General features: G+C 37.8%; 33 protein-coding genes. 31 read left to right on the top strand and 2 right to left on the bottom strand.

Annotated features, from left to right (window positions below; translation table 11 throughout):
• Positions 1-189: 189 nt before the first annotated feature.
• The 5 genes from F4V45_RS06985 (at position 190) to F4V45_RS06965 (ending at position 3,816) form a co-directional block, all read left to right on the top strand.
• Complete coding sequence (locus F4V45_RS06985) at positions 190-645, top strand: hypothetical protein (RefSeq protein WP_115012458.1); 456 nt, start codon at positions 190-192, stop codon at positions 643-645.
• 77 nt (positions 646-722) lie between these two features.
• Positions 723-1,760, top strand: a complete 1,038-nt coding sequence (locus tag F4V45_RS06980; protein ID WP_115012459.1) for a hypothetical protein — start codon at positions 723-725, stop codon at positions 1,758-1,760.
• A gap of 9 nt (positions 1,761-1,769) precedes the next feature.
• Positions 1,770-2,873: a type IV secretion system protein gene (locus F4V45_RS06975; protein ID WP_150337642.1), complete on the top strand. Its 1,104-nt coding sequence runs from the start codon at positions 1,770-1,772 to the stop codon at positions 2,871-2,873.
• Positions 2,874-2,882: 9 nt separating this feature from the next.
• Positions 2,883-3,092: a hypothetical protein gene (locus tag F4V45_RS06970; protein WP_115012461.1), complete on the top strand. Its 210-nt coding sequence runs from the start codon at positions 2,883-2,885 to the stop codon at positions 3,090-3,092.
• Complete coding sequence (locus F4V45_RS06965) at positions 3,073-3,816, top strand: hypothetical protein (RefSeq protein WP_115012462.1); 744 nt, start codon at positions 3,073-3,075, stop codon at positions 3,814-3,816. Before F4V45_RS06970 ends, F4V45_RS06965 begins: the two co-directional genes overlap by 20 nt.
• Before the next feature lie 81 nt (positions 3,817-3,897).
• Here the strand turns inward: F4V45_RS06965 and F4V45_RS06960 are convergent, their stop codons facing one another.
• The gene (locus F4V45_RS06960) at positions 3,898-5,574 is read right to left on the bottom strand and encodes a relaxase/mobilization nuclease domain-containing protein (protein WP_150337641.1); all 1,677 of its coding nucleotides are present in this window, start codon (positions 5,572-5,574) and stop codon (positions 3,898-3,900) included.
• A 486-nt stretch (positions 5,575-6,060) separates the two neighbouring features.
• On the opposite strand from F4V45_RS06960, the gene F4V45_RS06955 reads away from it, so the two are divergent.
• From F4V45_RS06955 to F4V45_RS09480, 21 genes are all read left to right on the top strand, one after another.
• Positions 6,061-6,366 carry a hypothetical protein gene (locus F4V45_RS06955; protein ID WP_115012464.1) on the top strand — a complete coding sequence of 102 codons (306 nt, stop codon included), beginning with the start codon at positions 6,061-6,063 and terminating at the stop codon, positions 6,364-6,366.
• Positions 6,363-6,626: a hypothetical protein gene (locus F4V45_RS06950; protein ID WP_115012465.1), complete on the top strand. Its 264-nt coding sequence runs from the start codon at positions 6,363-6,365 to the stop codon at positions 6,624-6,626. The genes F4V45_RS06955 and F4V45_RS06950 overlap by 4 nt, the downstream gene beginning before the upstream one ends.
• Before the next feature lie 8 nt (positions 6,627-6,634).
• Complete coding sequence (locus F4V45_RS06945) at positions 6,635-9,118, top strand: VirB4 family type IV secretion/conjugal transfer ATPase (protein ID WP_150337640.1); 2,484 nt, start codon at positions 6,635-6,637, stop codon at positions 9,116-9,118.
• Positions 9,115-9,249 (top strand): hypothetical protein, encoded by a 135-nt coding sequence (locus F4V45_RS09950; RefSeq protein WP_258552338.1) that lies wholly within the window; start codon positions 9,115-9,117, stop codon positions 9,247-9,249. The genes F4V45_RS06945 and F4V45_RS09950 overlap by 4 nt, the downstream gene beginning before the upstream one ends.
• 3 nt (positions 9,250-9,252) lie before the next feature.
• Positions 9,253-9,912 carry a VirB8 family type IV secretion system protein gene (locus F4V45_RS06940; protein WP_115012440.1) on the top strand — a complete coding sequence of 220 codons (660 nt, stop codon included), beginning with the start codon at positions 9,253-9,255 and terminating at the stop codon, positions 9,910-9,912.
• Positions 9,909-10,955, top strand: coding sequence for a TrbG/VirB9 family P-type conjugative transfer protein (locus F4V45_RS06935; protein ID WP_150337639.1), 1,047 nt, complete (start codon positions 9,909-9,911; stop codon positions 10,953-10,955). The genes F4V45_RS06940 and F4V45_RS06935 overlap by 4 nt, the downstream gene beginning before the upstream one ends.
• Positions 10,952-12,511: a DNA type IV secretion system protein ComB10 gene (locus tag F4V45_RS06930; protein ID WP_150337638.1), complete on the top strand. Its 1,560-nt coding sequence runs from the start codon at positions 10,952-10,954 to the stop codon at positions 12,509-12,511. Before F4V45_RS06935 ends, F4V45_RS06930 begins: the two co-directional genes overlap by 4 nt.
• A 10-nt stretch (positions 12,512-12,521) precedes the next feature.
• Complete coding sequence (locus F4V45_RS06925; RefSeq protein WP_150337637.1) at positions 12,522-13,355, top strand: hypothetical protein; 834 nt, start codon at positions 12,522-12,524, stop codon at positions 13,353-13,355.
• Positions 13,356-13,553 carry a hypothetical protein gene (locus F4V45_RS06920; RefSeq protein ID WP_150337636.1) on the top strand — a complete coding sequence of 66 codons (198 nt, stop codon included), beginning with the start codon at positions 13,356-13,358 and terminating at the stop codon, positions 13,551-13,553.
• The gene (locus F4V45_RS06915) at positions 13,553-14,485 is read left to right on the top strand and encodes an ATPase, T2SS/T4P/T4SS family (RefSeq protein ID WP_150337635.1); all 933 of its coding nucleotides are present in this window, start codon (positions 13,553-13,555) and stop codon (positions 14,483-14,485) included. The genes F4V45_RS06920 and F4V45_RS06915 overlap by 1 nt, the downstream gene beginning before the upstream one ends.
• Complete coding sequence (locus tag F4V45_RS06910; RefSeq protein WP_115012446.1) at positions 14,486-14,851, top strand: hypothetical protein; 366 nt, start codon at positions 14,486-14,488, stop codon at positions 14,849-14,851.
• Positions 14,844-16,691 (top strand): type IV secretory system conjugative DNA transfer family protein, encoded by a 1,848-nt coding sequence (locus F4V45_RS06905; protein WP_246145253.1) that lies wholly within the window; start codon positions 14,844-14,846, stop codon positions 16,689-16,691. Before F4V45_RS06910 ends, F4V45_RS06905 begins: the two co-directional genes overlap by 8 nt.
• A 128-nt stretch (positions 16,692-16,819) precedes the next feature.
• Positions 16,820-16,954, top strand: a complete 135-nt coding sequence (locus tag F4V45_RS09945) for a hypothetical protein (RefSeq protein ID WP_258552339.1) — start codon at positions 16,820-16,822, stop codon at positions 16,952-16,954.
• A 25-nt stretch (positions 16,955-16,979) separates the two neighbouring features.
• The gene (locus F4V45_RS06900; RefSeq protein WP_170235202.1) at positions 16,980-17,732 is read left to right on the top strand and encodes an ArdC-like ssDNA-binding domain-containing protein; all 753 of its coding nucleotides are present in this window, start codon (positions 16,980-16,982) and stop codon (positions 17,730-17,732) included.
• Positions 17,733-17,769: 37 nt separating this feature from the next.
• Complete coding sequence (locus tag F4V45_RS06895; protein WP_115012448.1) at positions 17,770-17,958, top strand: hypothetical protein; 189 nt, start codon at positions 17,770-17,772, stop codon at positions 17,956-17,958.
• Entirely contained in the window at positions 17,951-18,946 is a 996-nt protein-coding gene (locus F4V45_RS06890) for an ArdC family protein (protein WP_150337634.1), read from the top strand. Before F4V45_RS06895 ends, F4V45_RS06890 begins: the two co-directional genes overlap by 8 nt.
• Before the next feature lie 25 nt (positions 18,947-18,971).
• Entirely contained in the window at positions 18,972-19,136 is a 165-nt protein-coding gene (locus tag F4V45_RS09485) for a hypothetical protein (RefSeq protein ID WP_170235201.1), read from the top strand.
• A gap of 129 nt (positions 19,137-19,265) precedes the next feature.
• Positions 19,266-19,568 (top strand): hypothetical protein, encoded by a 303-nt coding sequence (locus tag F4V45_RS06885; protein ID WP_115012450.1) that lies wholly within the window; start codon positions 19,266-19,268, stop codon positions 19,566-19,568.
• A gap of 3 nt (positions 19,569-19,571) precedes the next feature.
• Positions 19,572-20,411: a nucleotidyl transferase AbiEii/AbiGii toxin family protein gene (locus tag F4V45_RS06880; protein ID WP_115012451.1), complete on the top strand. Its 840-nt coding sequence runs from the start codon at positions 19,572-19,574 to the stop codon at positions 20,409-20,411.
• 181 nt (positions 20,412-20,592) lie between these two features.
• Positions 20,593-20,829, top strand: a complete 237-nt coding sequence (locus tag F4V45_RS06875) for a hypothetical protein (RefSeq protein WP_150337633.1) — start codon at positions 20,593-20,595, stop codon at positions 20,827-20,829.
• Positions 20,830-20,918: 89 nt separating this feature from the next.
• Positions 20,919-21,074 (top strand): hypothetical protein, encoded by a 156-nt coding sequence (locus F4V45_RS09480; RefSeq protein ID WP_170235200.1) that lies wholly within the window; start codon positions 20,919-20,921, stop codon positions 21,072-21,074.
• Positions 21,075-21,159: 85 nt separating this feature from the next.
• Here the strand turns inward: F4V45_RS09480 and F4V45_RS06870 are convergent, their stop codons facing one another.
• On the bottom strand, positions 21,160-21,579 hold the full coding sequence (locus tag F4V45_RS06870; protein ID WP_115012452.1) for a type II toxin-antitoxin system PemK/MazF family toxin: 420 nt from the start codon (positions 21,577-21,579) through the stop codon (positions 21,160-21,162).
• A 605-nt stretch (positions 21,580-22,184) separates the two neighbouring features.
• On the opposite strand from F4V45_RS06870, the gene F4V45_RS06865 reads away from it, so the two are divergent.
• The 5 genes from F4V45_RS06865 to F4V45_RS06845 form a co-directional block, all read left to right on the top strand.
• Positions 22,185-22,850, top strand: a complete 666-nt coding sequence (locus tag F4V45_RS06865) for an AAA family ATPase (protein WP_115012453.1) — start codon at positions 22,185-22,187, stop codon at positions 22,848-22,850.
• 145 nt (positions 22,851-22,995) lie between these two features.
• Complete coding sequence (locus tag F4V45_RS06860) at positions 22,996-23,280, top strand: hypothetical protein (RefSeq protein ID WP_115012454.1); 285 nt, start codon at positions 22,996-22,998, stop codon at positions 23,278-23,280.
• A gap of 204 nt (positions 23,281-23,484) precedes the next feature.
• Positions 23,485-24,057, top strand: a complete 573-nt coding sequence (locus F4V45_RS06855) for an ATPase (RefSeq protein WP_150337632.1) — start codon at positions 23,485-23,487, stop codon at positions 24,055-24,057.
• Positions 24,058-24,065: 8 nt separating this feature from the next.
• Positions 24,066-25,037 carry a toprim domain-containing protein gene (locus tag F4V45_RS06850; RefSeq protein WP_115012456.1) on the top strand — a complete coding sequence of 324 codons (972 nt, stop codon included), beginning with the start codon at positions 24,066-24,068 and terminating at the stop codon, positions 25,035-25,037.
• A gap of 410 nt (positions 25,038-25,447) precedes the next feature.
• Positions 25,448-26,355 (top strand): replication initiation protein (locus tag F4V45_RS06845; protein WP_150337631.1); only part of this gene is annotated, 908 nt, incomplete at its 3' end.

Genomic DNA, 26,355 nt, shown 5'->3' with positions numbered 1-26,355 from the left:
AAAAAAAAAGGGCAGGAAAAAGTAAAAATCCCCCCCCCCCCCCCCCATATCCTAGCTGAAAGTAATTTTAAGACCGAAGAGCTTGTTTTTAGTTTTTAGTTGCTTTTGTGCTGTTAGTTTATGGTGGGCGTGGTGTTGGGCGTCCCTAAAAGTGGCGGGGTATCTTGAACACACCAAAGGAGAGATGAGATGAAAAAAGTTGTAGTCAGTGCTGTTGTGGCTGGAATTGTAGCCGTAGGTGCGAGTGCGTTTGATTTAGGCGGAGCTTTAAATGCAACAAAAAACTTTGTAGATAATACCGCAGATATTGCAAGTGGTAAAAGACAAAAAGAGCAAGAAGCAAATAAAAAAGCTAAAGAAGAAGCAGATGCTAAGGCTCAAGCTGAAAAGGATAAAATTGTCGCACGGCAAAACCAATATGCCGCATTTTGCAAAAAAGCCTATCATCAGCATAAAGTTCCATTTGGTGAAGATACGCGCGAGGAGCTTACGATTTTTGCCAATCAAGACACCCTAATGGCATACGATGGGACTGTGCCTGAGAAGTTTGAAAAAAAGACCTGCTATATCTTCTTGTCGGATTATTTCAATGTCTTTGGCGGAGAAGAGGAGTTTAAGAAAGAAACGGCTAAATATAAGAAATAGATTAAGAAAATTACGATACAATACGAAACCAACCAAAAGAGCTAAGGCATTTAATATCCTGTATCAAAGGGTGAACTATGCCTTGCTTTTTCTCTGCTTTTCAACTTCGTTGCAAGCAACTTCTACTAAAAATATCTTGTGTTTGTCTTTTAATCCCTAGCTTCTCGTATGCCAATATGCCTGTCATCGATGTTACAGCCATAGGAAATATGATACTGCAATATAATCAAATGCTAGAAGAAGCCATTAAGTACGAAAAAGAGCTTTCAAAGCTTGGTATAGATACAGGCAGAGTAGGAGGGATTCTTGGAAAATTAGATGCCTTAACCAGTGGTGCATTAGAAACATTATCCGCGTTAGAATCTTTGCCTGGCACATTAGATTCGCTTTTGGCAGGAATCAAAGAAGATTGCGATTTCTTAATGAAAGATAAGCTATTTAAAGATATGGCTGATAAATTTAAGGATAACTCTTTTGCCGATTTTGTAACGGGCGAACTTAAAACACAAACTATGTGTCTAGCCGCAGTAAATGATTCAAAAGCTATGAGTGAAGTTTTAGGTGATAAGTTAGCCCAAGCCCAACAAGCTTTAAAAAAAGGAGACCTAGAGAAATATGACCAAACAATGCAAGAATATAATGCCATACATACAAAACAAGCAAAAATAAATCAGCAAATGACAAAAGACAAACGAACGCAATGGAATGAGTTTTATGCAAAATATCAAACAAAGAGCAAAGATAAAAATGTGCGTGGCTATACTAAGAGCTATATGAATGAGCAAATGAAAAACTTGCTGGAGCAAGCTAGTAAAGCTCAAACACAAACTGATTTTCAAAACTTTACCAATCAAATACTTATTGAAATATTGAGGGTTGCTCAATTAAATTATGAGATGATGATGAATTTTAACAATACAATGATAGCAATGCAAGATATAGATGATAATTTAGACAAGAAAATGGCAAAGAATTTAGAAATAGACAAACAAAAACTAGCAGAAAACAGGGAGCAGCTAGGTGTTTTTGCCAAAGATTCACCATTTGAAGATTTAAAAGGAGAGTTTAAAAAGGACGCTCTAGGGCTTCCTGTGCTAGATTTTGGTAAGAAGTAGGAGCTAGGTATGGATAGCTCGGCTTCACTCTTACGCCTTGTTGTTAATCTCATTAACTCCACGGGCAATCAAACCCTACAAAACATTTATCAAGGCTGTGCTGGGCTCTATACAAGCTCCATTGTCTATACGCTTTTTGGTATTAGCTTTACAATTTGGCTTTTTCTAAAGATTAAGGGCGATTTTAGTAGAGCTGATATGTTTAAGGCAATGGTGTGGCTTGTGATATTTATCCTTGTTAAAGTCATTCTCTCTAGCTATGAAAACTATATGGATAGCTTGGGGGTATTTAAGATTCCTTATTATTGGTTCTCTTTGGGGGTGAGTGAGTTTAATGGTGGTAGCACTGATTTAGAAGTGATGATTTCTACACAATGGAGAATGGTCAAAGATAATAGCGATAGAATCTTTGATTTGGCAGGCTGGAGCGAGATGTCGTTGTGGTTTATAGGGGCAGCGTATTTTCTTGTGGGGCTGGTGTTTATGATAGCTTTTGTCATAATGACCGTGCTTTCACAATTTATGGCAAATGTGATTCTCTCACTTGGCGCACTTGTATTTCCGCTAGTGTGCTTCTCACAAACGCGTTCAATCTTTTTCTCTTGGCTGAAACTCTATATTGGTTTGAGCTTATGGAGTCCTTTTGCTGTGCTTCTTAGCTCTATTCCAAATAGTGTTACCAAATATATGCAGCAAGGGCAGGTTCTTATCGCAAATAGTGGGGATTTAGCCGAAGTGGCGTTAGTTGGTATCGTGCTAATGATGTTTTCTATCTTTTTGCTAACAAAGATTCCGGGTTGGGTAAGTGCGATTATTGGTAGCGCAAATTCTAGTGGTTCAGGCACAGGGCTAGCTGGAGCTATCAATAATGGAGCATTTATAGGCACAAGAATGCTAGCAGGTATGGGGCAGTATGCTAAAAACCGCGCTGATGGACAGAGCATAAAGGCAGCCGCCACAGGAGCTATGGGGGCGATGTTTGGCGGGGAGCACGGCAATCACGCCGCACAAGGAGCGGGTAGAGCCGCGCTTAAAGCCAGCAGGGCAGCAAAAGGCTGGGTCAGCGATAGTGCAAATAAGTTTAGGGGTAAAGACACGCCCCATACTACCTAAAGGAGCAAAGTGGATACGCAAGAACAAGACAATAAAGAACTACAATCTAAACAAGATAAGCTTAGTGAGAAGAAAGCTAAAGCCCTAGCAATGCTTTATGCTCTAGTGCATTTTTGTGGCAAGGCATTAGTATTTGTAGCTGGCTATACACATAAACTAGGGGATTTGTTTATCACTCTAGCAGAGAGAAGGGCAAAAAATGAGCAGCCAAGCCACTAAGGAGCTAGAGGGGGAAGAACTAGGACTTGATGAAAAGTTTATAATCCCACAAACCCCAAAGGCTAAGAGCGAGCACGCCGCAAAAGTGATACAAGATTTTTCTAATAGCTATGCTGATATGGATAATGTAATTAGTCTTATTCAGCGCGATAAGCAAAGACTAAAGCAAGAAGAGCAAGCCTCACCACAAGAAACGCCTAGTGAAGAAAAAAGCCTTGATAGAGAGAAAAACGAACTAGATAGGGCTATTGCCTCTATCGCGCAGGTGCGTAGCATTGTGGATATTCTTAAAGCACTCTATGCTATGGAAAAGGCTTTATATGAGCTAAGGCTTGCTACAAAAAAGCCAAATACTAGAGACTATATGCAGCAGATACAAGATTCTAAGCATAAGCCACTGACTGCAAACTTTTTAAAAGAAAGTCTAAGAGTGCTTAAAAGTAGTAAGGAGAAAATCCAAGAGTTTGCCAAGCATTTGCAGCTTGAAAGGGCGTTTGCAAAGGAGCTTCGCAAGGATATAGCAATGCTTGATTTAGTAGAATCTAAAGAATCAAAAGCTGCATATATAAAGCAGATTGATAAAAAGCTTTGTGAAGCAAGGGAGAAATTCCCTAGCCTAGAGCAAAACTACCCCAAAATGCTTCAAGCTGCAACAAGTGCCATAAAGCAACCCTTGCAAGAGTTTGGTAAAAACGCGCTTAAAACTATGCCTATTGGTTTATAATATTTTAGCTCTTCTGTCATCTTTTACCTTGTGCGCATTTGTAGGCTCTATTGTGTTGCTTAAAATGTAAAATCTAATGCTTCATAGCTTTTTTATTGCTTTATTCTCTTCAATAAATGCCCTATACTGCTCTTTAAAATTCTCGAAAGTGCCATTGTGGATTTTCTCTCTTAAGTGCGCTTCATAAATAGCAGGATTGGTGATGTGTTGCTTTTTACAATACCAACGCAAGAAAACATCTATCAGCTCATTACTGAGTAGCTCTTGTGTATGGGTGCTAGAGCGTGTTTTACTGGGCTCTTGTGTTTGCGTTTGATTTTCTAAACCTAAAAAATTACAAAGAGCATTAAGCTCTTTGAGTTTATAAGGGCTCTTTTTCCCTTTTAGATATTCCTGCAAAATCATAACTTTTTGCTGGCACATCTTAAGCACGAATGCCTTATTCTCTAAAAGTTTAGTTTCATAATCTTGTAGCGTTTCTCTCACGCTATCGCTTATTTCAATATGTGCTAGAGCTTTAAGATGAGAATCTAAATCCTTTGCAATTCCTATCATCACAAACGCATTAGACTTTTTATGCAGCGTGCGAGCCATTATCAAATCCGCATTTATTTGAGATTCTGTATTTTTGGCTAAATTTTTCTCATTAAGTGCTATCTCACTTTGAATTTGGCGCAATACAAAAATATCTGCTTTTGTTTGTTTTTTTGTGCGTAGAAATTCTGCATAAGCCTGTTTCTTTGCAAGGCTGTCATAAGAGCTTTTATAGTAGAGTCTTTGCTCGCGTAATTTTCTTATTTGTTCTTGTAATTGTTTCTTTTGTGTTTGATAGCCCTTGTTGCTTTGTCTAAGTGAGCAAAGCTCTTTATTTGTTGCTTTTATAGAATTAAGCAGCTGAAAATAGCATTTATTGCCTGATTGGATAAGCAATTTTAATTCATTGATAAGCTTTCTTTTTTCTTGCATATGCTGAAAAATTGTTTTAGTAAGGTTATGGGATTTTGTCTCATAGAGCTGGATTTTAGATTCTAGTGCTGCAATTTGTTTGGCGATATTTTCAGCAATATTTAGTGGTATCTCAATACTTGCTTTTGCGCTTTCTTTAAGCAAGTTGCGCTCATATCGGTAGCTATTTTTATAATTGAAGTTAGGATTGTGAAAATTGAGTGCATTTTTAAAATCCTCTCGTAAAAGATTCCAAAAGTCTTTTATCTCTTGCTTATTGTTAAAGTGAAGCTTTTTGTGTGTGAAAATATTAGTTTTATTAAGAATGATATGAATGTGTGGTTTGTGCTGGTGGGTATGAAGCACACTCACATATTTATAACCATAAAAATGTGTCTGCATTACTTCTTTGACAGAATCTTGCAATGCCTTGATATTGCACTCACTTTTTAGCTCATCAAGACAAAAGGTAAAGTGCCACGCCTCTTTTGCATTTGGCTGTGTTGAAAAATCTTTCTGCCATTGGCGCAAAATCTCATCAATCCTTATAGGCTGATGAGATTCATTAAAGGCAAAATCAAATGCGCTATTGCGTATCACATAACTTAGGGCATTTTTCACGCCATTACTTGAAAGATTAGATAAGAGCTTGATAACAACCTGTTTGGAGAATGCGCTTGATTTTTGAGGCAATATTGCGCGACTTGGCATAAAAGTATAGGAGCTAGAATCTAAATGCTCATCTCTTACTTTTTTGCGTTTTTGCTCTTCATAATCAAAAAAGATACGCTCTAATTGTTTAAATGTTTTCATAAAAGTATTGTAGCGTGTAAATTTGAAACATCAAGCAATACGCTTAGAAGCTATAAAGATAGCAATGTTAGCAGGATAACCCTAAAAGGCACACGATTTTCCTAACAAATGCCTAAAATAAGGGATTTGTTAGGAGATTTAGAGATTTTTTGTAAATCTCTAAATGCGTGAAGAATCTTTGCAATTTTTTTGAAAAATCACAGAAATAAAAATTTTTTTATTAAAAGGACAAAGCATTCAATATAGCACTATCTCTTTCTGCCTCAAAGCACCTATATATCGTGCTTGCAGGCTCTAAAAAAGTAAATATCAGCAAAAATTCACCATACAAGCAAAATTTTTGGGCACTTAATAGCAACAAATCCCATAAATACGAGCTTTCTGCTGATTTATTAAGCTTTTTTTAAGTTCGCAATGCGTCCTTTTAACTTTTGGGAATTTTTTCATCAAAATACCCGCCAGAGAAACCACAAAAGGACGGCAAGAATGAAAAGAACACTGGTCAAAATAGGCATATTTATGATGTTGGCTCAAGTGTATTTGTATGGAGCATTTGGAGCAAATCTCAAAAATGCCATACAAACAGAGGTCAATTCCACAGGGGATATTGTGATTTCTGTTATCCATATGATTGTGGGCATTATTGGCGGGCTTATGATTTGTTTTATCGCCATTGCTGCCAAGCTTAAGCCCGAAATGATTAAAGACAATATGAAATTTATTATTTGGGTTGCCATTATTACAGGTGTGTTATGGGGCGTTACAAATAATGGTGTGAGTGTCTTTCAATGATTGAGATTGATAATTTTAGAGAGATTACTAAAAAAGATAAAGTCTATCTCCCAAAAACCAACATCGGCTTAAGTCGAAATATGCTTTTGCTTGCCTTGCTTTTGGGTGGTGGATTGTATCTTTTTGTTGTGTGGTGGGCAATTCCAATCTTTTTTCTTATTCTTATTGTATTTTTAATTTGTGAATATTTTGATGAAGATATGTATGATATTTTTCTCATCAATACCAAATTTAAAACGCGCCGTAGATTCTATGCTTAGGATTTTTGATGATTAAAAAGCTAATAGAACCACTGCGTAAAATTATCTCAAGCGATAATATTGATACTTTTAATGAAGCATTTAATAGTGCTATGCAAAAGAGCGAGGGGATTTTGCATTTGCAAGAGCCTAAAATCTATGCAATGAGTGAAGAATCTAATATTGCCTCAAAATATAACAATCACTATATCGCCACAAAAGATGGCAATCTTTGTGCTGGATTTGCAATCGGTGGTATCAGTTATAGTGCTGCAAGTATCAATAGAGAGCTAGAGCTGGTGCAAAGTAGGAATCGCTTTTGGAGCAAACTAGATTCTCATATAGAAATTAACATCTTTTGTAAAAAAGAGCGACTTAATCTTAGCTTTGATTCTAGCTCTAATAATCCATACGCACAAGAGATTATTAAAAAATGGGAGAGTGGTGTTGTAACTTATAAAATCAATTATTATCTCATCATCTCTACAAAATCTAAAAAACTCACAGGCTATTTTGAATCAAAGAAATCAAAACTTACAAGTGAGCAAATTGCAGATAATCTAAGCCCAGAGAATAATACAACACGATTTGAATTTAAAGCCAAAAAGCTTGATGAAGTATGCCAAGAATTAAAAAGTGCATTAGGAGAGTTTAATCCCACGCAACTTGATTCTGATGATATTATTAACTTCTATGCTACTTATTCTAATATGCAAGAGACAATACTGCGATATGGATATAGCAATATCACAGATTCTTATATCACTTCAGATGTGGAGTTTAAGAAAGATTATATTATTTTTGCTCGCAATGATGGACAAGAAGTGCTAGGGCGTTTTATTAGTGTTAAAGCCTATGAGACAGAAAATATATCAAGTATTTTACCGACAACGATTTTACGAGAAAATAGCGATTATTATTTGATTTTTCATTGTGAAGCACTGGATAGAAAATCATCAATAGAAAAAGTTAGAAATACCAAGCTCTACGCGGTGGGCTTAATCCAAAATGCCCTAGAAGAACTCTTGCAAGAAATTAAATCTGATAGAGAAAAACTTTTAAAATTTTCTCTTAGTATTCTTGTGCTTTCTCATAATGGTGCAACTGAAAGTGAAAAGCTCCAAGAGCTGAACACAAAAACAAATGCGCTTATTGCCATTTTAAAAGCACAAAATCTAAGTGTGGCAAAAGAAAGCTTTAATCTCAAACCTTTGTATTTTAGCTTTTTTCCAAGTAGGGGCAACCTTAATGCCAGAATCCGCACACAAACGAGCTCGGTAGTTAGCACGCTTTGCACATTTGAAAATGATATTCTAGGCTTTAAGAGTAATCGCTGGGGTGATAGACCTGTGAGTATTTTGCGGCATTTAAGTGGTAGCCCTTACTTTTTTAATTTCCACGACAGCGAGCATAAAAGCGCGGCAGGGCATACGCTAGTTATTGGTGGCACAGGCTATGGGAAAACCACGCTTATGCAGTTTCTTATGCTCAATCTTTTTAAATATGATATTCATATCTTTGCTATGGATAAGCTGCGCGGTATGCACAATTTTACTAATTACATAGGAGGAGAATACCACGACCTAGAGCTTGATGGCTTTAAGTTAAATCCTTTTTCACTAACAGATACTGCAGAAAATAATAACTTTTTAAAATCGTGGCTATGTGAAATGGGTGAGATAAGCAAGAATGAACACGAGCTACGAAATATTGTAGGCGATACATTAAAGCAAATACGAGAAACACAACAAGCCGAGTTTGAGCATATTTTTACCCTGCAAGATTTCTATGATAGCCTGCAGTTTCCAAACTCCCAAGATGATATAAAAATCCGCTTCAAAGACTATCTAGGTGGCTTGTTTGACAATACACAAGACGCGCTTAATTTTGATAAACAGCTCGCCATTCTTAATATGGATTCTATTTTGAAAGATAAGAAAAATGCCGCGCTTTGTGCGCTCTATCTCTTTCATAAAATTAAAAATATCTCTAAAAATAGCAATAAGGGCTTTTTTATATGGATTGATGAGCTACGCGACTATCTTAATGATGAAAATATGTGTAATGCCATTATTGAATCTATTATGGAGATACGCAAAATCAATGGTGTTATCACAATGGGCGTGCAGAATCTTGACTTTTTTAGCAATGTGGCTAATGCAGATGCCTTTATAGAGAATATGGCAAATTTTATCATTTTCCCCACCACAGATGAGCGCACACTTCAAAAGCTAGAAGCCCAGCTCTCCCTTACAGGCAGCGAAGTAGAGTTTCTCAAAAGCTCTAGTAAAAGTGCTAGACAGATTCTTTTAAAGCGCAAAGAACAATCCGCCATACTTGATGTGAATTTTGCGCGACTTGGCGAGCATTTAAAAATCTTTAGCTCTGAAGCTGAAGATGTTAATGCGTTGCTTGAGTGCAAGAAATACCACCCCCAAGAGTGGCGCACAATGTATCTCAAAAACCAAAAATCACTTCTTGCCACAACCCCACACTACCTAAAGGAGAAATGATGAAATCACTTTGTATCGCCATTTGTATTGGGCTTTTGTGTATTGGCTGCAGTAACAAGAGGGCAAAAATCCCGCCAAAAAGCCCTTGTGCTTGTTATGACCTGATTATTGATATGGAAAAAAGGGGCTAAATAATGACTTTTAGCGACAATGAGCTAAAAAGAGATGCGAATGTTCTTTTTAAGCTAGAGCGGCATATCAAGCAGTATATGTTCTTTTGGATTATTTTAGAATCCATTATTATCGCTCTGCTTGTGTTAGCCATTATCATTATGCTCCCCCTTAAACAAAATGTTCCATATCTTGTGTTTTTTTCCAATGCAGAAAGCAACTTTGTGCGCGTGGAGCAGGCAAATCTTAATATCCGCGCAGAAGAAGCCCTGCTTAAGTCTATTCTAGCCAGCTATGTGCAAAAACGCGAAACAATCAACCATATTGATGATGAACACCGCTTTGAAGATGTGAGAGAGCAAAGCTCGCGTAAGGTATGGGATACCTTTAGAAGAATTGTAACCCAAGATGATTCTATGTATTCCAATAAAGAACTTACAAGAGAAGTGCATATTGTCAATCTTAGTGTGCTTTCCAAAGAAGTGGCAAATGTGGATTTTATCACTATCGTGCAAGATGCGAAAAACAAATCCTTAAAACGCTACCGAGCCACACTCAAATACGACTTTGTAGAACAAAGTATCAATTTTACTTCTGTGCCAAGAAACCCCACAGGCTTTGTGGTGCAAGAATACGCATTGACTGAAATTTCCATTAAAGACCAAACAGGAGAAGACAAATGAAATATGCTCATATCATCTTACTTTTTCCCTTTTTGCTGCCAGCTTCTTTGTGGGCAGATTCTGTGTTAAATGACGCTGATAGGGCAGAAGTAGCACGCAGAATGCAGGCAGGGCAGGAGCAAATGCTTGATACAATCAATAAAATCCAAGATATGCAAGAAGAGCGAGAAGCACGCAAAAATGCCCCACTCACAGATTCTACAAGCAGGGACTTTAGCTCTAGCTCTGCACCTTTATCACAAGAGCAAAAGCCACAAGAGCCACCAACCGAACAAGAAATCTTACTAAAAAAGCAGGCTGTGCGAAGCCAGAATCTCAAAGCCATACAAAACCAATTCTTTGCCAAAAACTACAAAGGCACAGAAAACACCATAACCATAGACTATGTGGAAAATACCACCTACAAAATCCGCACAAGAATCGCGATGACTAGCACAATGATTTTTCCCCAAAAAATTAGAAACTTTATCTTAGGCGATAATGTGGGGTTTGAAGTGCTAGAAGTGCCTAATTCTCAAAACACCCTAGCCATACGCCCCAAGCTCATTGGCGTGGATACCAGCCTTGCTGTCTTTACAGAAGATGGCAAGCTTTATTCTTTTTATATCTTTTCAACAGATTTTACATCGTGGAAAAATCCGCATTTAGTGGTATTTGTCAAAGATAAACGCACCATTATTGAAAAAAACAAAGACCCATTCTTTGATGAGTATTTTTATGTAGAAGAGGGTATCAATAAGTTGCGTGTGAAGAAAAAAGAGGTTTATAAACGCTACAAAGTTAAAGCCAAGCGACAAAACACTTGGCTTGTGCCTGAAGAAATCTTTAGTGATAACAATTACACATTTTTTAAATACGATAAGAATCGCTACCCACAAATCCCTAGTATTTATGTCGTGGTAGATAGGCAGGATTCTCCCATAGAAACGCGCGTTATAGGGGATTTTGTGATTGCTGAAACGGTCGCTGATAAATTCACTATCAAAATCGGTGAAGCCTATGTCTGCGTAGAACGGGAGAAAGTGCAAAAAGGCGAGAAATGAGCTATCTTAAAGTGGGGCTATTCACACTTGTTGGAGCTTGTATTGTCTATGCAGGTGTAAAAGAAAACCTTGAGTATCTCTTTGAAAGCAAGTTTCCTATAAGCGATTATGTGTGGCAGTCCCAAAAGGGTGCAAATGCTAGTAATCTCTCAAAAAGTGATGTTTTTACAACAACTGATGATAAGCCAAAACTGAAAATGCTAACCGATGAGTTTGGCAACCCCATACTTGATGAATTTGGTAATCCTATTTATATTGATGAGTATGGCAATATGTATTCTAAAAATGGCAAACCTTTAGGCAAAAAGGTGCTGCTAGATAAAAATGGAAATCCAATCTTAGATAAAAACGGCAAACCCATAATCTATGATAAAAATGGAAAGATTATGGGCAGTGAAGATTCTTTACTGCTTGATAGTTTTGGGAATCCTGTGCTTGATAAGGATGGGAATCCCATATTTGTGGATAAAAATGGGAATCTCAAAGATAAAAATGGAAAAACCATTTTAGATTCTAATGGAAAGCCTATCAATGTCAATGATACACAAGCCTTGAATGATTTTTTAAATCAAAGCACACAAAACTCACTTGATGAGCAGCTTAAAAGACAGCAGGAACTCCTAGCCAAAGAAGCGCAAAGACAAAAAGAACTCCAAGAACAAATGCGCAAACGCCTTGAAGAAGAAGAGAGAGCTAGAAAAGTCCTAGAAGAGCAGCGCAAAAATGACCCAGCCTATCAAGCCCTACTTGATAAGCAAGAAGCACAAAGAGCGAGAGAGATGGCACTCGCACAAGAAAAGGAGCTTTATAAAAGCGCGGTGCTAGGAGAGCGTGTAAGCGGAAACTCTCAAATCTTTGCACAACAAAGCTCTCGCTATGGGGATAGCGGATTTTCTAATCAAAAAAGCATAGACATCGCCACAAACGAACATCGCCTTTACAGAATGATACGCGCAGGGCGGCTAATCCCAGCAGTGCTAATGACTCCTATTGTAAGCAATATTGAAGGAATTATCACAGCACAAGTGGAGCAGGATATTTATGCAGCTCAAGGTAGAGCCGTGCTTATCCCGCGTGGGACTAAAGTAATGGGCTTTTATAAAAATGATAACAAAATCGGTCAATCGCGCCTCAGTATTGTTTGGCGTGAGATGATAACACCACAGGGCGTTAATATCTTGCTAACTAATGCGATGAGTGCGGATTCTCGTGGGATAAATGGGGTTGAGGGCTATTTGGATAATAAATTTAAAGAGCGTTATGGGTTAGGACTTTTTCTTAACACTCTAAGCAATGGGCTAATGATTAGCATCTCTAATCTCACGCAAAAAAGCGGCACGATGACAAGCCCCTATACTGCGCAACTCTTCTCCACTGCGCAAGGAGATATTAACAATATCTTTAAACAGCTCATCTCTGAACAGGCAAAGATTAAGCCAACCATTGAAATACGCGCGGGCAGCAGAATCTACATCACACCCACCACGCATATGTGGTTTCCTGTGCCTAAAAATGGCGAGATTATGGCGCAGTATTTTAATGATGAATACCAATAAGGAGGGGCAAATGGATAAAAATAACATCAAACAAAAAATCATTGAGTTAGAAAACAATATCAATCAACTTAAAAGCACCATAGCACGAACAGAAAAGAATCTTATAGCCCTCAAAGAGCTTATTTGGGAGAGAGAGGCTAAAAAAGAGAGTAGCAAGATGTATAAAGTGCTAGAAAATGAGAAGTCTAGCACCATTGTAAGAAGCAATGTTGGAGATGTGGTTGTAGATAGGGAGTTTATGGAAAAAGAAATACAAAAACATCTCGATAGTCCTGCACTAAGAGGAATGGTAACCACAGAAGAAATGCTCTCTTACCCCAAAGTCGCGAGAAATGTGGAAGCAGAATATAATGTGGAGCATAAAGACTACACTTGGAAAATCAAGGCAAATGATGAAAATGTTTTACTCTATGGGAGCAGAGAATATAAAAAAGACAATAGAGATATTAACAGATTATTAACAGCACATTCAAGAACGGAATCAAATCAGAGAGTAGAATATAGCGAAAATGGGCGGACAAGGTCAGCTCCGCCTCCGTTATTTAATGACCCAAATTTTCGCACTTCCGCTAACGACACCATTATACCACAAAACAACAACACGAACACAAATCAGCAAAAGCCACATATCCCCATACAAGCAGAACTGCAACGCAAGCTTACTATCAACCTAAACAACTTTGAGCGTGTCAGCAACAAAGAGCAAAAGCAAAGCTTTCTTGCAAGGGCTAATGAAATTAGTAAGCAAGCCCAAAATCTGCACATTGAGCTAGATTCTAAGAGTATGCAAAGACTAGAGCGTTGCAACCTAACACAAAACAAACTCAACACAAAGGAGCGATAAATGGAACATATTAGCCAAAAAATCCACTCTGCCAAAGAGCGACAAAAAAGCAGAGCGAGTGAGAGCAGGTTGCTTGCGCGTATAGAAAAGCTAGCCAAGCAACGCGAAAAACACCAAAAGCATATACAAAAACTAGATTCTAAGCTTGAAGAGAGCTTTAAAACGCTGGAAAACCTAGAGCATAAAGGTGCGCTCTAATGGAGCACATCACGCCAATCCTCGCTCAAAAGCTTAAGGTGCTTGATAAATATTTGCGCTTGAATGCCAATGAGCTTATCATCAATAATGCAGGCGAGCTATATGTTGACTATGGGCAAAGGTGGGAATATGTGCAAGATTCTATGCTAAGTGCAAGCTTTTTAGAATCTTTTCTTATCCAGCTAGCCACCAAAAGAGGGCAACGCTTTAATGAAAAGCACCCTAGCCTATCGTGCGAGCTGCCACCACCTTATGATAGATATAGATTGCAAGCCCAGCATAAAAGTGTGCTGTTTCACTCTAATGTCTGTATCTGCATACGAATCCCAAGCAAACAACGCTTTAGGCTAGAACAATTTGTCCTAAGTGATAGAGTCAAAGAGCAGTGGGATTATGCCGCTATTAAAGCTCTAATCCCACAGAAGAAAAATGTGCTTATTAGCGGTGGCACAGGCACAGGAAAAACAAGCTTTCTTAATGCCCTAATGAGTGAGATTCCAGAAAATGAGCGCATTGTGAGTATTGAAGACTCACAAGAGCTACTTATCCATAATCGCAATAAAACCCAGCTTGCTATTCCAAAAGAAGCCAACGAGATTTATAGCTACACACAAGCTATCAATAATGCTATGCGCCTACGCCCCGATAGACTGCTGCTTGGCGAGATAGATATACGCAATACTTTGGCATTTTTGCGCCTTAACAACACAGGACACGAGGGCAATCTCTCCACCTTGCACGCCAATAACAGCGAAGATGCTATCAATGCCTTAATTACCAATGCAATGTTTGGAGGAATGAGCGATAGAGCAGCACTTAGAGCTTATATTCGCACTGCAATTGATTATATCGTGCAGATTAAGCGCGAAAAAAATGAACGCATTATTAGCGAGATTCTTGTTGTCAAAGACCATATACCAAAGGAGATATAAATGAAACAAAAAGCCAAAAGAGTGCATATAAGCCTAGCCACAAAAGATTATGAGATTTTATGCAAGAAAGCCGAGCTTATGGGACAAAAGAAATCACGCGTTCTTCGCCAACTTCTCCACTTAGAAGAAGCACATAATATCCTAGAGCTACTGCACCGCACATCTAGTTTTAATACCCAAATGCTCCTTGAAATTTCGCGTGTGGCTGGAAATATCAACCAAATCGCCTATCATCTCAATGCAGGATTTAATGTAAATGAAGAGCATTTTGAGAGACAAGCCCAAGAAACAAAGCGGATTTTTGCAGAGTTTCACGCCCTAGCCAAACAGAATCAAAAGCTTTTAGCAAGGATTTTCAATGCGTAATAAGAGCCAAGCTATAATGCGCGATATTACATCACTACTTGTGTGCGTGCTATTAAGTATATGTATCTATGGCATAAGCATTATGTATTATTTTCATATCCATTTTTCTTGGCAGGGCGTGCAAGAAGCCTGTCATATAGGCGTGCAGATTCTGCAAAATCTTGGTAATCCAGCCTTAAAGCTCAAGTCCTATATGGCACTTATTTTTGCTTCTTTGCCCCTCATTGTGTGGGTGATATTTTCACTAATGGGCAATGCAAAGCCAAAAGGAAATTATGGCAATGCACGCTTTGCTAATGAAAAAGAGATTCAAGCAATGGGGCTTAATTATGAAAGCGGTATGATATTTGGCTGCTTGAATAAAGGCAGGGACAAAAAGCTCTTTATCCGCTCCAATCAACCACTCTCTACCCTTATTGTCGCACCACCTGGCACTGGAAAGACGGCAAGTATTGCTATCCCTAATCTCTTATCCCTACCTCAAAGCTGTGTAGTGCTTGATATTAAAGGGGAGCTTTATCAAAAAACTGCAGGATACAGACAGCAAAAACTCCACAATAAAGTGCTGCTTTTCTCCCCTTTTAACGATGAAAACACAATGTTTTTTAATCCCTTTGATAACAAAGTCATTAAGGAAATGAGCTTTGTGCAACGCAAAAAGCTTGCCGACCAAATCGCTGGGACAATTTTTGTAGGAGAAAAAGGCAAAGAAAACGACCATTGGGTCATTTCTGCCAAAACAATGTTTAGCTTTTTTGCACTCTATGCTATGCAAAAGTTTGGACATACCACCCTAGCAGAACTCGCCCAAGCTCCAAAAAAAGATTATTACAATGAGCTTCAAGGGGACTATTTACAAATGTGCCAAATCCAAGATGAAGATACAGGGGAATTTGAGAGAAACCCTAAAGAAGACACACTCAAAGCCTTTTTTCTGCAAGTGGCTAATGATGAGAGTATAGATGACATCGTGCGCAATCAAGCACGCCAATACTCTAGCGCAGCGCAAAATGAATTTGCAAGCATTAAATCCACCTATGACACCTTTATGGCAGTCTTTAGCAATCCACAAGTAGCCAGAGCTGTTTCAAAGATGAGCTTTGATTATGAAGATTTGCGAGAAGAGCATATCAGTATGTATATTGTGATACAAACCGAAGATATGGATATTCTCGCCCCACTTATCCGCATTCTCCTAGAATCTATGTGTAAAAAACTGCTTACAAAAGAAAATAACGACCCCAATAAATTTATCTATCTTATCCTAGATGAGTTTGTGCGCTTTGGGAAAATGCCATTTCTCTTAGAAATGCCAGCACTTTGTAGGAGCTTTGGGCTTGTGCCACTATATATCACACAAAGCTATGAGCAGATTAAAAAATACTATGGTGAAGATGATGTAAAAATTATCCGCGCTAATGTCGCTTATCAAGTTATCTTTCGTATGAATAGCTTTGAAGATGCAGAAACCCTAAGCAAAATGATAGGGGATTTTACACGAGAAAAGACAAGCACATCAAAAGGCAACCTTGATATGCTTAAGCAAAATATCTCCACTAATGCTGAAGGCTATAAACTCATCACTGCACAAGATATTCTTAGCAATCCAATGGATAAAATCTACATTCTCGTGGGCGGATTCTTAAATCGCCCCATAAAAGCAGATGTCAATTTTTGGTTTAAGCTCAAAGAATGGCAAGGAGCTGACAAAATCCCCTATATCCCACCAGAGACACAATCACAAGAAGTAGTGCAGAATCTAGGCAAAGATTTAGTCAAGGAAAATAAGGAAGAATGCAATGTTTATGAATACAAATTTAGGGGGCTTAAGGGCTACTAGCACAAAGTCCAAATCTGTGCTTAAGAGATGAAAAGCATAGTTTTGGGCTTTGCCCACTCTTGCAAGTATTAGCGTTTGGTTGGTAACAAAATGCCTTGCTTGCAAGAGAATTTTTCTAAGGAGTGCCTATGCAAGAACAACAAGAGCAGACACCCACACTGCCAGAGGGAGCAATCCCTATCAGCCAAGAAGAAGCAAATGAGCTGCTTGAGTTAGGATTAGCTCAAACACAAGATGTGGCTATCCAAGAGAGCGAAGCCTAAAAATACCAAAACACAAGGAGAAAAAATGTCAGCACAACCAAAAAAATGGGAAGAATACACACACGAGGAAAGAAAAGAGAGTTTTAATAACTACGCCAAATACAACATTATCCAAGCCATAAAGAGCAAAAGCGCGCCTTGGCTTGAGGCAAAAAATGCTAAAGAACTCCAACATACTAGACCATTTAACGCCCAGACAGGCAGACCCTATGAGGGACTAAATGCAATTTTACTAGAGAGTAAGCAAAAAGAACTTGGCTATGAAAATGGCTCGTGGATTACTGCCAAGCAAGCTAATTTTCTAGGAGCAAAGCTCACAGGGGAGCAGCTTAAACAAATGCAGGGCGTTAAAATCTCTTATATCAAAACCAAAGAAGCTACTAAGGTGCTTGATAAAAAAGGGAATCCAAAGACAAAGCCACAAGTTGATAAAAATGGCAATACCAAAATCAATCCAAAAACAAATAAGCCCTACTATGATTTTGTCTATGATATTAAGGAGCTACCTGCACCAATCCTAGAGACTACAACGCTCTATCACACTTCACAAATCCCAAGCCTTGATAAAAGCAGGCTCAAAGAGCTTGATTTATCACTCAATGAGCCAAAAGACATAACAACAAACTATCTTAAGGGCATAGGCTTAACTGAACACACACAAAAGCAAATTAGCAATTATCTCCAAGCCCAAGCTGGACTTGAGCAATATAGACCTCTGCCAAAGCCACAGCCAGATATATCACACAATAAAAGCCAAGAAAGCGCAATGCAGCGATAACGCAATGAAAGGCAGAATCTATTAAGAAAGGAAGCAAATGGAACAAAAGGTAAGTATAAGGGATTTTCTAGGACTGCAAGAGAGCTACCAAGAACAAGAAGCGTGGTGTGAGCAAGAGCATAGCATCACACAAGAAGAGCTTAAAATCTATGGCTATTTGCTGCAAGAAATGAGAGAACAAGCAAAAGGGCAAGAGACAATACTTGCAAGGCAGAGTGATGAGTAGGGTGCTAGAAGAGCTTGCTAAGGATTTAGAAGAGAAGATTCTGCACGCGCTAGAATCTGGCAGTGCGCCTTGGATTAAGCCTTGGCAAAATGATGGGATCTTGCCGCATAATCCCTACACAGGCACAATTTATCAGGGCATAAATGCCCTGCGCCTGCTGTGTGATGAATATACAGAGAGCAAATATCTTACCTTTAATGAAATTAAAGCTCTTAATGGTTCTGTGAGAAAAGGAGAGAGGGCAAGCTATGTGCTATTTGTAGGACAAAAGCCCATCACACAAGAAGAAAGAGAAAATACTAGGGGATATGTCTTTGAAGATGAAGAGGGACGGCTATGGCAAAAGATTTTTAAGAAAATCCCTATTTTTAATATCACTCAATGTCAAAACCTTGATATGCAATTACTCGCAAAACACCAAAAACAACATAATATTCATTTTGAGATAAAACAGCGTGATAGATTCCAAGAAAACCCTTTTATTGAGCAGATTCTAAAAAACTCCCATATCCCCATTATCCACCATAACAAAGATAGAGCTTACTATTGTGTTAATAGCGACACAATCTATCTTCCACCAAAAGAAAATTTTGCTACTAAAGAGCAATATTACTCGACCGCACCGCACGAACTAGGACACGCCACAGGTGCAAAACATAGGCTAGGAAGAGCATTAAGTGGAGATTTTGGGAGTGTGAGCTATGCCAAAGAAGAGTTAAGAGCAGAGCTTTATTCATTTTTACAAGCCCTAGAGCTTGGCATTGATTATGATATAAAAAATCACGCTTCTTATGTAAAAGGTTGGCTCAAGATTTTACAAGATGATAAGAGCGAGATTTCAAGGGCGATTAAAGATGGTGTGAGAATGGTGAGCTTTGTCAAAGAGCAATGGTATCCCACCAAAGAGCAAGAGCGCACACCACAAAAGGCTAGAGTCAAACCAAGAATCCAAAATAAGCTAGAAAATGAGTTGGGGCTTGAGCGATAAGCCAAATTCTACCAAAGGGGCAAGAATGAAAGAAAGCATAATCATTATTGAAGCACCAAATAAATGTGAAAAAATAGCCGCTTTTAGCGGAGCAAAAGACAAGAACTTAAAGCTACCACAATCCTATGAGTTAGATTATAGAATCTGCTCAAGTTTTATAGACAAAGCCTTGAAGACAAAAAGAAAGTGAGCGTTTGTTTATGCTATATGCCTATTTAGCGCGCTATTGCCCTATTTTTAGTATAATTTGGGATAGAGAATTGCATAATATAAATGCTTCGCAATTTGTCCTTTTAATTCTCACAAAAGGAAAGAGAAAATGAGCGCACATATCAATCAATCAACGCTAGAACACTTCGCGCATTATGTGTGGTGGGAAGATAGCAATGAGCTTATGCGCTCTAATCCTTTACGCATTATCGCTAGTGCTATGCGCTATGCTAATAGTCCAAAAGAGTATGCACTGCTATGCAAGATTGATAAGGGCGTTTTACAAGAAGCCCTTAAAAAAGCGCAAGCTGGGTGGTTTGATGAGAAAAGCTGGCATTATTGGCATATTATGCTCTATGGAGAAAATGCCATAATCCCAACACTACCAAAGCGAAGTTTTCTGCAAAGCTAGCAAATGAAGCCTATTTTAGAGATTCTGCCACAAGAGCAGAGAGCACTATATCCGCATTTAGCACAAATCACAGGGCTTGGTTTTGTGCTTTTTGGTGGGACTGCGATTGCCTTGCAGCTTGGGCATAGGCAATCTGTGGATTTTGATTTTTTCACGCATAAGAGTATTGATAGGTCGCAAAAAACCTTACTCACGCTTGAAGGCATTAAAGTAGGCACGATATTGCAGCAGGAAAAAGATACGCTCGTGTTTATGACAGAATCAAAAGTAAAGCTCTCTTTTTTTGGGGATATGGATTTTGTATCAAAAGCCAAAGCCACTCAAACAGATGATGGGATTTTGCGTATCGCAGATATGCAATCGCTTCTTGCCACTAAGCTTAAAGCCACTTGTGATAGGGCAGAGTATAAGGATTATTTTGATATTGCCACGATATTGCGGCAAACAGACATAAGCCTAAAAAATGCGCTAAATGATGTAGGCGTGTTTTTTGGCAGTGATTTTCCACTCGTGCAGATACTTAAGGGCTTAACCTATTTTGATGATGGAGATTTGCACAGGCTTACAGAGCAAGATAAAAAACTGCTCATAAAAGAATCTAAAGAAGCAAGCCAGTGGCTAAGTGCTGCTTATGAGCTGCAGGCAAAATTTGATAGGGTGCTAGGCAATATTGAGCGCACAAGTGATGAGAAGCAAAGAGAAAAATTTTTACAAAAGGCAGAATCTCTGTGCAAAGAAGCGCAGGGCAAGCATATTAGGCTTGATTCTAAAAGAGTGGGGCGGCTAGATAAATATAGCAAGCGTATTGGTATAAACAAAGATAAAGGACTAGGCGAAGAGTAGGCGGGATTTGAGGCAATAAGTAGGGCTTGTTTAGGTTTTTTAGATTTTGGAGCTTGGAAGCTCCTGCGTGTTTGGTGGTAGGAGAAGTGGTTAGCTTGTAGGGTTTTGCCCATTGGTGAGCGGGTTTAGAGTGCAAAGATGGTGTTTTTAGGGATTATGCTGTGCTTTTTGGGCGTGTTGGATGGTTAGGGTTTTATTACCCGCCTTTAATAAAAGGACTTTTTGCGAGCAGCTAGGCAAAAACAACGCGTTGTTTTTGATGAAATGTTGCGCTTTAGGCGCGCCTACCAATAGCTCCGCCGATATTGTCGCGCTTACCGCGCTTCATCGGCTCTATCTAGGGCGCAATCTGCGTGCTTACGCGCTTGATTTTGCCACTAGATGTGTAAAACATTTTCCCTCCCCTGATACCACATAAATAATAAATCGCCACAGAATCACTATTGCAATTTTTACGATATGACATTACAATGGCAATTGTAAAACTTAACCAAAGAGGAAACGCAAATGAGTAAGGAAATACAAAAGGATGGTTTAAAAAGGGGACCAAAACCCACTGCTAAATCTACAGGCGAGAAAGACCAAAGACGCAAAGACAACAAAGATACACCAGGAAACACCAATGAACTGAAGCCATCAAAAAACTCCAAAAAACAGAAGTAAGACATATTTAAGCAAAACTTCGTTATAAATACCGAATCTCTTCAAGGAGAATTGGCTCAAAGGTTTATCCTTTGGGTTTCCCAGCCTAGTTGCTGGGAGATAAAAAACTTATTAGTTTATTTCTAACCCTATCCACTTCCTCTTTTCTTGCTTTATAGTAATAGCTTATAGTTCTTCTGCTGTCAAAAGCTCTAATCTGCCCCAGCATTGCAGTAACGACCACATTATGTTTTACATTAGTTAATCTAGCAAATGAAGAACCACTAAGTTTTTTTGTGGTAAGCGGTATTCCTATGAAAGCGTCCATATAATTTGGAATATATATCCTCTTTAACACAAGCACGGGTCTTCTAAAGTCTTGCTGCTTACCAAAAACTTCACACCCAATATTCTGCCCGATATGCACCCAATATACACAGCCCTCTTTAATGTAATGCCGTGTTTGATTGTTTTGTATAGTTTGTTTTAGTGTATTCCACTTATTAAATTGGATAGTGTTATCCATAATTAACTCCTTTTATTTTTATTTTTTTATTTTATGTGTTCTCAAATTAGAACACATAAAATGTTGAATAAGCTGCTTATTTCTTAATATTTATTACTTTTATACAAGACTTACTTTTTTATAATGAAGCAAGCAAGGGAAATGCGTTGTATAGGGGCTAGGCGTGCTTGCCCGCCTAGCCTAAATGTCAAATACCAAGAAGCACTTGACACAATTAAGCAAATTATTGCTATAATGACAACGCATTTAATAAGCATTGAATTGTTTCTCCTTTCGGCGAAGCAATTCCCCTTAGTGAAGCTGCAACTTCACTAAGGAGTTACGAGGCTTCACGGCAGAATTATAACACAAGCATTCTTTTATCCCTTTATTGACCACATTTTTCAGCCTATTTCTATATGCTCCATTTTATTTATTATATGTAGATTTATAATTATATTTTTAATATATAAAAATAATAATTTATTGATATTAAATATTTTATATATTATTTATTTAATATTATTTTATTACTAAAAAATCATTATTTAATGTATTATAAATACTTATAAACATATTTACAATAATCTTATACAATTTCTAAAATATTTAAATAAGGATAAAAAATGATTGTTTCAATCGTTAATGAAAAAGGTGGCAGTGGGAAAACAACGCTTGCAGTAAATATCGCCTGCAAACTCGCACAAGAGGGAGATGAAGTGCTACTTGTTGATGCCGACCCACAAAGAAGCACTGAAGCCTTTCTCAATATCCGCACAAACGAGAATCTCCCCCTACTTTTTAATTCTGTTACCAAACTTGGCGATGGGCTAGCAAGAGAGGTTAAATCTCTAAGTCAAAAATACGATAGCCTTGTGATTGATACAGGCGGGCGAGATTCTAAGGAAATGCGCCAAGCACTAGCCATTGCTGATATTATCATTATCCCAAGCGTGCCAAGCCAATATGATGTTGTGGTGCTTGATAAAATGATTTCGCTCTATGATGAAGTCAGTGCCATAAACCCAGAATCTAGAGCACTTATTGTGATTGATAAAGCCTCCCCCAACCCCTTTTTAGAAAAGAAAATTAGCGATTTACGCAGCTATATCAATGAGAAGAACCTAGAGAATCTACACTTAATGAACTCTATCATCTATGAGAGAGAAGCATATAAAAATGCAACTTCAGCAGGAATGGGAATTACAGAGTTTTGCAAAGGTGGTGAAAAAGCCTTTGATGATTTTGTTCGCTTTTATGATGAGTTAATAGAATATATTAAAAGTATATAGATTATATTTTTAATATTATTTATTTAATATTTAATAAATAATATATTTTATTCTAATAAACATTTATTTTTTTATTAAAAAACATCTTATTAACTATTTTATAATAATATTTCATATCTATAAATTTTTTGTATAAGGTTGCAAAATGGCAGGACTCAAAAACATTAAAACAAACTCATTCAAAAAGGTAGAGCAAGAGCGCGAGCACACTGCTTCTACAAGTGTAGCGGAGTTTATCAACCACGCAGAGGGCGAGACAAGCAAAATAGCCCAAAAAAGGCGTGGCGCACCACTAAAAAGCGAAGCCAACAAGCGCACGCAAAAGGTGCTAGTGTATTTCACAGAACGCGAGATTCTCAAAATCCAAGAAATGGCAGAAGAAAAAAATATGAAAACTACCGAATTTATCCGCTTTAAAATTTTTAACTAAAATACAAATGCAGAATCTATTTTAGGAATGAAAATAAGACTTTTCAAACTTTTTAAAAGTAGAGAGAATCTCGGCATATAGGCAAAAAGAAGTATTTTTAAGGTTTAGACATTCTGTGTAGCAAAACTTAAAGTGTGTATTTTAGGGCTTTTTGGGCTTTAAGAATTGCGAAACCTTAAATTAAGCAAAATAAAAGGAAATGCTATGCAGCCAAACGCTACAAGTTTTGCAGGTGTCAATGGTAGCGGAAAAACAACGCTCTATTATAACGAGCTAGAAAAGGGGCGTTTATTTGGGCTGCGTGTCAATATTGATGAAATCGTCAGCTCATTTGGGGACTGGCGCAGCGAAAAAGACCAAACACGCGCTACAAAAATCGCCCTACGCATACGAAAACACTACATACAAACCCACCAAAGCTTCAATCAAGAAACTACACTTTGTGGCGCAAGTATCACAAAGCTTTTTTCCACCCTAAAAGCCAATAATTACGCAATAACGCTCTATTATGTGGGATTAGATTCTGTGGAGAAAGCCAAGCAGCGGGTAAAAATCCGCGTGGCAAAGGGTGGGCACGATATAGATTCTAAGCTTATTGAAAGAAGATTTTGCACATCATTACAAAATCTCAAAGCTATCGCGCCACTTTGCGATGATGTGCTACTATTTGATAACAGCGCAGAGAGCCTAAAGCTCATCGCGCAAAAACACCAAATGCCAGCTGGTGCTTTTAACTCTGTGCTTGAGGGTTTCATTACTGAACGATTAGATAAGTAGGAGGCAGTATGCGCCCTTATGATTATGTGCTACTACCACTGCACGAGATTCTAAGCACTCTTAATTATGAAAAAAAACTAGAAAAAAGCTCCACGCGCCATATAACAATGAATCATAGCAATGGCGATGTTCTTGTAATTACACGCAAGCCAAATGGACATTATCTCTATTTCAATCCATTTAATGAAAGGGACAAAGGAAATATTCATCATTTTTGCAAGCTTCGCTCTATTGATGTAAAAAAACTTATTGCTGGCAAACATATTGATTTAAATCATCACGCCATAGAACCAACAGAACTACAAGATAAAGAGATTAAAGCAAGCATTAAATTTAAAGAATTTAGAAGCATCAATCTTTCAAGTAAAAATCCAGCATATCGTGGCTTATATTTGCGTAATCGTGGAATAAAAGAAGAGATTTTTTCACATCTTACAATAAAAATTGATACTTATAAAAACATCTGTTTCCCTACTTATACTTATGAGAAAAAACTCAATGCAAAAGACCTTGTGCAGTGCGGATATAGCGCGAAACTCAACCAACCACTACCAAAAGACAAAGAGGGCAAAAACTACAAAAAACCGCTATCTACACTTGCATTTGGTAAAAAAGGAATAGAAATTTTAAAAGACAAACGCACAAAGAGTTTAAAAGATATTAAATACATCATCATTACAGAATCTAGCATTGATTCTATGAGTCTATTGCAAATCCTTGAGCTTGATACAAAAATATCTCTACTTTGTGCCACAAGTGGAACTTTCTCAAAATCAGCCAAAGAAGCTTTATTGTTCTTGTTACAAAATTGCTCAAATTCTATTTATATTTTTTTAGGATTTGACAATGATAAACAAGGCAAAGTATTCACAAAACAGCTTGAAGAACTCTTACAACCTTTTTCTTTTACTTATGAAATAAAAATCCCACAACATAAAGATTTCAACGAAGACTTACAAACATCTAAATGCGATTCTTAAATCTTAAAAACTTACATAAATTATAAGAATCATTATCGCGCAGTTTTCCCCTTTTAAATTTTGTTTTTATATTGTTTGTTTTAGATGTGCTTGCAATATCGCTGGGAGCGTTGCTAGAGTGATTTTTAAAAGGACATATTGCGAAAATTAAAAGGACATATTGCGAAAATAAGCGTTATTAAAAGGACATATTGCGTAATGTTTAGAATGCTTTGTTTTGAGTTAAGGTATGGGTTTTGTGCTGTTTTTTGTGAGCTTAATTTTAAAAGGACATATTGCGAAAATTAAAAGGGCGAATTGCGAAAAGCTGTGGGAAATGTTAGAAATAATGGGTAAAAGTTGATTTGTTACACATTTTTAGCTAGACTCTAGGGAAGATAATACATAGACGCAACTAAGGATAGGGTGTAATGGAAGAGATTAAGGCTGCAGTGTTGCCACCACAGCTGGATTTATTTGGTGAGCCTATCAATCCAGCCGAGCAGCTTGCTGATGATGTCGTGTATGAGAAAGATTTAAGCGTAGAGTATGAGAATCGCTTTAATCAAATCATCTTTAGGGACTTCACAGAAGCAGATTTTAATATTTTCTTTATCCTTTGTGCTATTGCCAAAAATCAGCGCACAAGAACTATCACTATTAAGTTTGAGCAAATGCGTGAGTTTGTAGAGAGCGACAAGAATAGGCGGCGGTTTTATAAAAATATTATAGACTTTGCCAAGAAGCTAAACTCGCTCAAAGCAGAAAAGAGCCAAATTGATGAAGAGGGCTATGAGCGGTTCTCTGCCTATACTTTTTTTGAAAAGATTATGGCAGATGAAAAGAGCCGCACGCTTGTGATTAAAGTTACAGAAAGCTCTATGGAGCTTATCAATGATATAACCTCGCACTTTACGAGGTTTGAGGTGCGAGAGTTTTGCGCTATCAACAATAAGTATGCTAAGAATCTTTATAGACTTTTAAAGCAGTTTCAAGCCACAGGCAGATATGTGGTAAAATATAGTAAATTCAGGGAGCTAATGAGTATCCCAGCAAAGTATGAGAGCTGCGATATAGATAAGCGTATCCTTAAGCCTTCTGTGCTAAAGCTTGCGGAGAATAGCCCCTATACAAATAAGCCTTATTTTGAAAATCTTACCTTTGAGAAAATCAAAGAAGATAGCAATGGCAAGAAAAGCAAGGGGCAAGGTGGAAGTATTGATAGGATAGAATTTGCCTTTACTCCTCGCGCGATAGAGATTAAGAAAAAAGGAGCAGATAAGAGTAAAATTCCCCCCCCCCCCCCCCTCCCATCACGAAAAAAATTTTTAAAACAGAA

Origin of the sequence: Helicobacter canis, assembly GCF_008693005.1 — a bacterium.
GTDB classification, from domain to species: Bacteria; Campylobacterota; Campylobacteria; order Campylobacterales; family Helicobacteraceae; genus Helicobacter_B; species Helicobacter_B canis.
This window is presented reverse-complemented; position numbering and strand designations above follow the sequence as displayed.